Annotated in this window: 6 protein-coding genes; all 6 read right to left on the bottom strand. The window is 59.2% G+C overall.

Annotated elements, in window-relative coordinates; all coding sequences use genetic code 11:
• On the bottom strand, positions 1 to 486 hold a 486-nt coding region (locus V6C07_RS04015; RefSeq protein WP_333535071.1), incomplete at its 3' end, for a M48 family metalloprotease.
• Positions 487 to 514: 28 nt separating this feature from the next.
• Complete coding sequence (cysS, locus tag V6C07_RS04010) at positions 515 to 1966, bottom strand: cysteine--tRNA ligase (protein WP_333535070.1); 1452 nt, start codon at positions 1964 to 1966, stop codon at positions 515 to 517.
• Between the two features lie 9 nt (positions 1967 to 1975).
• A complete protein-coding gene (gene rpiB / locus V6C07_RS04005) occupies positions 1976 to 2410 on the bottom strand; it encodes a ribose 5-phosphate isomerase B (RefSeq protein WP_333535069.1) in 435 nt (144 codons plus the stop codon).
• 143 nt (positions 2411 to 2553) lie between these two features.
• A complete protein-coding gene (locus tag V6C07_RS04000) occupies positions 2554 to 3348 on the bottom strand; it encodes a hypothetical protein (protein WP_333535068.1) in 795 nt (264 codons plus the stop codon).
• Positions 3345 to 5090 (bottom strand): tetratricopeptide repeat protein, encoded by a 1746-nt coding sequence (locus V6C07_RS03995; protein ID WP_333535067.1) that lies wholly within the window; start codon positions 5088 to 5090, stop codon positions 3345 to 3347. The genes V6C07_RS04000 and V6C07_RS03995 overlap by 4 nt, the downstream gene beginning before the upstream one ends.
• Before the next feature lie 21 nt (positions 5091 to 5111).
• Positions 5112 to 6277 (bottom strand): RNA polymerase factor sigma-32 (locus V6C07_RS03990; protein ID WP_442891923.1); only part of this gene is annotated, 1166 nt, incomplete at its 5' end.

Here is a 6277-nt window from a genome sequence, read left to right as displayed (position 1 = left end):
GGCCACGCCCGCCACGGCCAGCAGCAGTGAGCCGAGGGTGACGAACTGGGCGCGTTGCAGCCGTGAGGCCACATGGCGCTGGGTGACATGGGCCAGTTCGTGAGCCAGAACCCCGGCCAGTTCCTCTTCCTTGTCCAGGTTCATTATCAGGCCGGTGAACACATAAACGTAGCCGCCCGGCACGGCAAAGGCGTTAAGGGAGTTGTGCAGGATGGTGCTGGCCTTGAATGTGAAAGGCTGGGGCGGAATGGTTTTGACCAGCCTGTTCAGCATGTAGTCCACATACTGTTTTACTTCGGGGTCTTCGATAATGGGCAGATTGGACCGCACCATGATATCGAATTTGTTGCCCATCTCCTTTTCGTCTTTGATGGTCACGCCGCCGAAAAAGAATGCCTGCGCCGGGGTCGGGCATATCTGCGGCAGCAGAAAAGCCAGCAGCACCAGCAGGGCCGTCCAGCGGCGCGGGGCGCAATAATGCAGCATAGGTTCTCCCGTCGATCCCGGGCCGAGCCTACTCCAGGTCCCAGTTCTGCCCTTCGGGGGTGTCGCGCACGCTTACCCCAAGATCAAGCAGTGCCTGACGCAGAGCGTCGGAACGGGCGAAGTCCTTATTGTCGCGGGCTTCTTGCCGTTCTTGCAGCAGGGCCTCCACGCGAGGGATGTCGATGTTTTTGCGCGTGGCACGAATGCGGCGCAGGTCAGCCAGAAACGCTTCGGGCTGACGGCCGAAAAGTCCCAGGCGCGCATTCCACTGTTCCGACCGGGCCAGAAAGTCCTGCAAAAGGTCTCGTCCGGCCTCGGCGGCACGCAGGGTCTTGTCTTCCAGCAGCCGGTTGACAAGGCGCACCTGCGTAAAAATATGGCCCAGAGCCTGCGCGGTGTTGAGGTCGTCATTCATGGCCTCGTCCAGCGCTGCGGCCTGTGCGGCCCAGTCCTCTGCCAATTGCGCGGGCAACGGGGATTTTTTCCATTTTTCGCGCGTAAGGGCTTTTTGTGCTTCCAGCAGGGCGGTGTACACCCTGTGCAGGGCTTTTTCCGCCTCGTCCATGCCTTCAGCGGTAAAGTCAATGGGGCTGCGGTAATGTTTGCCAAGTAGGAAAAAACGCAATGTTTCAGGTAGATAGCTTTCAAGAATGTCGCGAATGGTCTTGAAATTGCCAAGCGACTTGGACATTTTTTCAGCATTGACCTGCACAAAGCCGTTGTGCACCCAATACCGCGCCAGATGGCAATGGCACACGGCCTCTGTCTGGGCTATTTCGTTTTCGTGGTGGGGGAAGACCAGATCCTGACCACCGCCGTGGATGTCCAGAGGCAGGTAGGGTTCGCTCATGGCCGAGCATTCGATATGCCAGCCGGGCCTGCCCGGTCCCCAGGGGCTTTCCCAGGAGGGTTCGCCAGGTTTGGCGGCCTTCCACAAGGCAAAGTCCAGCGGATCTTCTTTTTCTTCGCCTGGGGCCACGCGCGCGCCGGAGAGCAGTTCGTCCAGGCTGCGGCCCGAAAGCTTGCCGTAGGGCGGGTAGGAGCGCACCCTGAAGTACACGTCGCCCGATGCCGTGGCATAGGCCTTGCCCTCGGTCACCAGCTTGGCGCAGAGATCCTGAATTTCCTGTATGTGGTCCGTGGCGCGAGGCTCAATGTCGGCGCGCTGCACGCCGAGCCTGTCCATATCTTCATAAAAGGCGTTGATGTAGGTCTGGGCCACTTCACGCCAGTCGCGCCCTTCCTTGTTGGCCCGATTGATGATCTTGTCATCCACGTCCGTGAAGTTGCGTACAAAGGTCACATCCAGGCCCATGTGGCGCAGTTGGCGCACAAGCACGTCAAAAACCAGGGCCGAGCGGGCGTGTCCGATGTGGCAGTAATCGTAAGCGGTGATGCCGCAGACATACATGTGCGCCTTGCCGGGACGGAGGGGAACGAACTCTTCTTTCTGGCGGCCCAGGGTGTTGTAGAGCAGCATGATTTTCCTTTATGCGGGGAGGTTGAGCATGTCCAGGCGGCGCTGGTGGCGGCCGCCCTCAAAAGAGGCTTCCAGAAAGGCGTCCACAATGGCCTGTGCCAGTTCCACGCCGGTGACGCGCGCGCCGAGGCAAAGCACGTTGGCATTATTGTGAAGGCGGGCAAAACGGGCGTGCAGTTCGGTGGTGCAAAGAGCGGCGCGGATGCCTGCATGGCGGTTGGCGGCTATGGAAACCCCGATGCCCGTGCCGCATATGAGAATGCCCAGTTCGCCGGTGGCTTCCACAGCGGCGCAAAGTTTGTGCGCCAGCACGGGATAGTCGCAGCTTTCTCTGGAATCAGTGCCGTGGTTTACGACGTTGATGCCCTTTTTCCCCAAATGCTCGGCCAGTGTGGTTTTAAGATCAATGCCCGCATGGTCCGATGCCAGATGGATGGATTGCATAACAACTCCTGCAAGGGTGACAACGGGCCAGCCGGATGACCGGCCAGCCCGGAGAAAAGCGAATCAAAGGTCAATCAGCAAAAACAGCAGACAGGCGAATGCCGCCCCGTCCCATGTCCGGCCGCCGGGCGAACTTGAACGGTTTAGGGCTGGCGGTATTTTGCCAGCGGCAACAGCGGTACGCCTTCTGGTATGGATAAGGTCATCTGCTCGTCTGTAAAGGGGTTTGCGGGCTTTTCCCTGTCCTTGATAAGCACGATGGCGCGCTTGCCGTTGGAGTGGACAAGGTTCAGGCGCTGCGGCAGGGGAGGTTGGGCATTGTCGTAGGCCACTTCCATTTTCCAGCCCTTGCCGTTGTCGCCTTTTTCGCTCCAGGCCACGGGCAGGCCCGCCGCATCAAGGGTCAGCACGCCGCCGGGCGTGCCTTCAAGAGTGTATTGGGCAAGGTCGCCGGGCATAAGGCTGCCGGTGGTGAAGCTTCTGCCGAAAACAGCGCTGTAGCGGCCGTTGAGCAGGTCGGCCAGATGCTCCAGGTTGAAGGGAACAGGCACGCCTACCTGCAGCAGCGGCTTGGCGGCCCCCTGATAGAAGTACGCCTTGTTGTCCGTGGGGCTGTAAACCAGGAAGTGCTGGCCGTCTTCAAGGATTTTGGCAACGGTTGCGCCCACGCCGGCCATGACGTCCAGACGCAGCCTGCGCTGGCTGTTGCCCCAGAAAAGGGCAGTGACGCGGCGGGTATCGCCTTCAGTGCCGAACCGCAGACTCATTTGCAGCCTGTAGGGCGCGAGCGTGTTCTGATGTCCGAGGGCTGAAAATTTTTGCCAGCGCGCTTCAAGTCTGGCCTGATTTTCAGGCGTCATGTCCAGAGAGGGCTGGCGGGCGCAGGCGGCCAGCAGGGCAAGACTGCAAATGCAGCAAAGGACGAAGGTTTTTTTCATTGTTTTGAAAGTCTCTGCCGCAATGCGTCCGCATTGGCGGGTTTGAGGTCCAGCGCCTTTTGGTAGGCGTTGCGGGCCTCGTCCTTGAGTCCGGCCTTTGAGGCAATGTCGCCGTAGTGCTCCCATATGGAGGCATCGGCATTTTCGTCAAGCTTGACGGCCCGGCGTATCTGGACCAGGGCCTCTTCATTCTTGTCCAGCTTGTATAAAGCCCAGGCCAGGGAATCCACGATATACGACTGGTCGGGCGACAGTTCGTCGGCTTTGACAAGCAGCGCCAGGGCCCGTTCCAGTTCGCGGTTTTCTTCAGCCAGGGTGTAGCCCACATAGTTGAGGGCCTGATAGTTGTCCGGATGCAGGGTAAGGATATGCTCCATCACCTTGAAGGCTTCTTTTTTGTCGCCGGATTCATCCAGCAGCGAGCCAAGCAGGAAGGCCAGTTCCGCACTGTCGGGCCATTTTTGCACGGCCTTGCGCGCGGCCTCGAGAGCATGGGGCATTTGCTTCTGACGGGCCAGCAGGCGGATTTCCAGATCCCAGAACTGGGGGAGGTCGCTGAACTGCTTTTGAGCCTGTCGGGTTGCGTCCAGGGCTTCCTGCTCTTTTCCGGATTCGCCAAGCAACTGTACGCGCAGCAAGGCTCCTTTGGGCGCGGCCTTGCTTTGCGGCGGAATCCTGTCCAGCCATGAAAGTGCCAGAGGCAAGTCGTGGCGCTGTTCGTAGGTGAGATCGGCCAGCAGCAGAAAGACGTCCACAGGGGCGTCGTCCCTGGCGGCGATCTGCTTGAGCAGGCTTTCAGCTTGCAGATAATGGCGCGATTCGATGAAAAGGCCCGCCACCGTGAGTTTGAAAGGGATGGTGTCCGGCCCCTGGCGCATGTATTTCAGCGCTTTTTCGGGCTGGTTCATGCGCAGCGAGAGATTGATGAGCCGCAGAAGGACATCCTGAGGGGAGAAGTTGAATTTAAGCAGCTTTTCGTACATGTTGCGCGCAGATTTCAGTTCCGCGCGCTGCTCGTGAATGAAAGCCAGCTCGGCCATGGCCTCCACAAAATCGGGCATTTCCTTGATGGCTTTCTGAAGGTAGGGGATGGCCTCCGCCTGTTTGTCCATGCCGATGAGCGCGCGGGCATGGTAATAGTCCACCAGCGGCGTACGCTCTTTGGCGCTGACGCTGTTGAGCAGACTCTCGGCCTCAACGTATTCTTTGACTTTGACCAGCAGAAGGGCCAGTTCCAGACGGGCGTCCAGCGAGTCCGGGTGCTTTGCCAGAAAGGCGCGCATAAGCTCCACGCCCCGTTCGGGCGCTCCCTGCTCCATAAGCGCTTCGGCGTAGAGCAGGTTGAGCGACATGTCATCGGGGGCCACTGAAAGCCCTTGCTCAAGATAGGGTACGGCCTCGGCGGACTTGCGGCTTACAAGCCAGACGCCGCCTTCCAGCCAGATATTGGCGGGCAGCCTGGCTTCAGCCATAAGAGGGGCCGCCCGCAGCAGGGCGTCCTCATCTTCCGCGTTGAGAGCCTGGGCGCACAGAAGAAAGGCATAGGTGCTCCGGGCCTCGGGCGAAAGCTGCTCTTCGGATTGCCGGACTTCCACGTCGCGCAAGGCCGCAGAGCTTTCTTGGGTCTGGCTTTGGTCCGCCGGAGCTTTTGTTCCGGCACAGCCGCCGCAGCCAAGCAGGGAAAAGGAGGTGGCGGCGGCCATGATCAGGGCGCAGAGCAGCGCGATATTTTTTCGTTTCATTGCGGACTGTATCCGTGCAGCTTAGGATTGAATCCAGTGATCGGAGAAGTCTTCTATGTCATTCTTCATATGCTGACCGATTTTTTCTACCAGGCGCGCTTCAAGCTGGCGCACTCTTTCTCTTGTGATGTTATACCGTTCGCCTATCTCACGCAAGGTGATCGGCTCGTCGGAAAGCAGCCTGTTGTGCAGGATATACAGCTCTTTTTCGTTGAGTTTCGGCATGATGGCTTTGAGCTTTGAGCGCACTATTCCCGCGATTTCCGTAGACGCCAGACTATCTTCGATGCCGGGTCCCAGGGCGGGCAGAAAGTCCATACGGGTAGCGCCGCCCGAATCTTCGCCCACCTGGGCGTTGAGCGACATGTCTGTGGACGCAAGGCGCTGATCCATCTCATTGATCTGTTCTTCGGTCACGCCCAGGCGCTCCGAAAGCATGGCTGCATCGGGATCATAGCCCTGCATGATGAGCTTCTGGCGTTCCCTGTTCAGATTGTAGAACAGCTTGCGCTGCACCTGGGTGGTGCCGATCTTGACCATGCGCCAGTTGTCCATGATGAACTTGAGAATATACGCCTTGATCCAGAACGAGGCATAATAGGAAAACTTGATGCCCTTGTCGGGGTCAAACTTGTTGACCGCGCGCATGAGGCCCACATTGCCCTCCTGAACGAGGTCAAGCACGTTCTGCATCCAGCGGCGCTGAAAATCCATGGCAATGCGCACGACCAGGCGCAGGTGGGACGAAACCAGGCGAAAGGCCGCGTCCGCATCATTATGATCGCGCACGCGCAGGGCCAGTTCGTGTTCCTCTTCGGGCTTGAGCATGGGAAAACGGCTCACTTCCCGAAGGTACAGGTGCAGACTGTCGCGGGTACCTACAGCAGGCACACGGGAAGAAGAAGGCGCGGGAACGCTGCGGTCCCGTTCGCCTTCATGCACCAGGTGCGGCTCGTCGTCCTCGTCCAGGTCGGAATCAAGCAGGTCGTCTTCGCTGTCCGGGGCGTCAATGTCCGGCTCGTCCGTGTCGTGTTCGGCTTCGGCTTCGTCCATATCAAGATCAAGCACCGGGCCGGTGCGGCGGTTTTCGTCGTCGGACCCGGGTGCCGAGGGTTTTTCTTTTTTTTGCTTTTTGCCGGTATCTCCGGCGGATGCTTTGGCTGCAAGGCCCGCGGCAGTGCGGCCCC

The sequence above is a fragment of the Desulfovibrio sp. 1214_IL3152 genome (assembly GCF_036763055.1).
GTDB lineage: Bacteria > Desulfobacterota > Desulfovibrionia > Desulfovibrionales > Desulfovibrionaceae > Desulfovibrio.
This window is presented reverse-complemented; position numbering and strand designations above follow the sequence as displayed.

What these genes read in the sequence shown, in the direction of transcription:
- V6C07_RS04000 (WP_333535068.1), bottom strand. Translation starts at nt 3,348, where the DNA reads ATGAAAAAAACCTTCGTCCTTTGCTGCATTTGCAGTCTTGCCCTGCTG.
- cysS (WP_333535070.1), bottom strand. Translation starts at nt 1,966, where the DNA reads ATGCTGCTCTACAACACCCTGGGCCGCCAGAAAGAAGAGTTCGTTCCC.
- V6C07_RS03995 (WP_333535067.1), bottom strand. Translation starts at nt 5,090, where the DNA reads ATGAAACGAAAAAATATCGCGCTGCTCTGCGCCCTGATCATGGCCGCC.
- rpiB (WP_333535069.1), bottom strand. Translation starts at nt 2,410, where the DNA reads ATGCAATCCATCCATCTGGCATCGGACCATGCGGGCATTGATCTTAAA.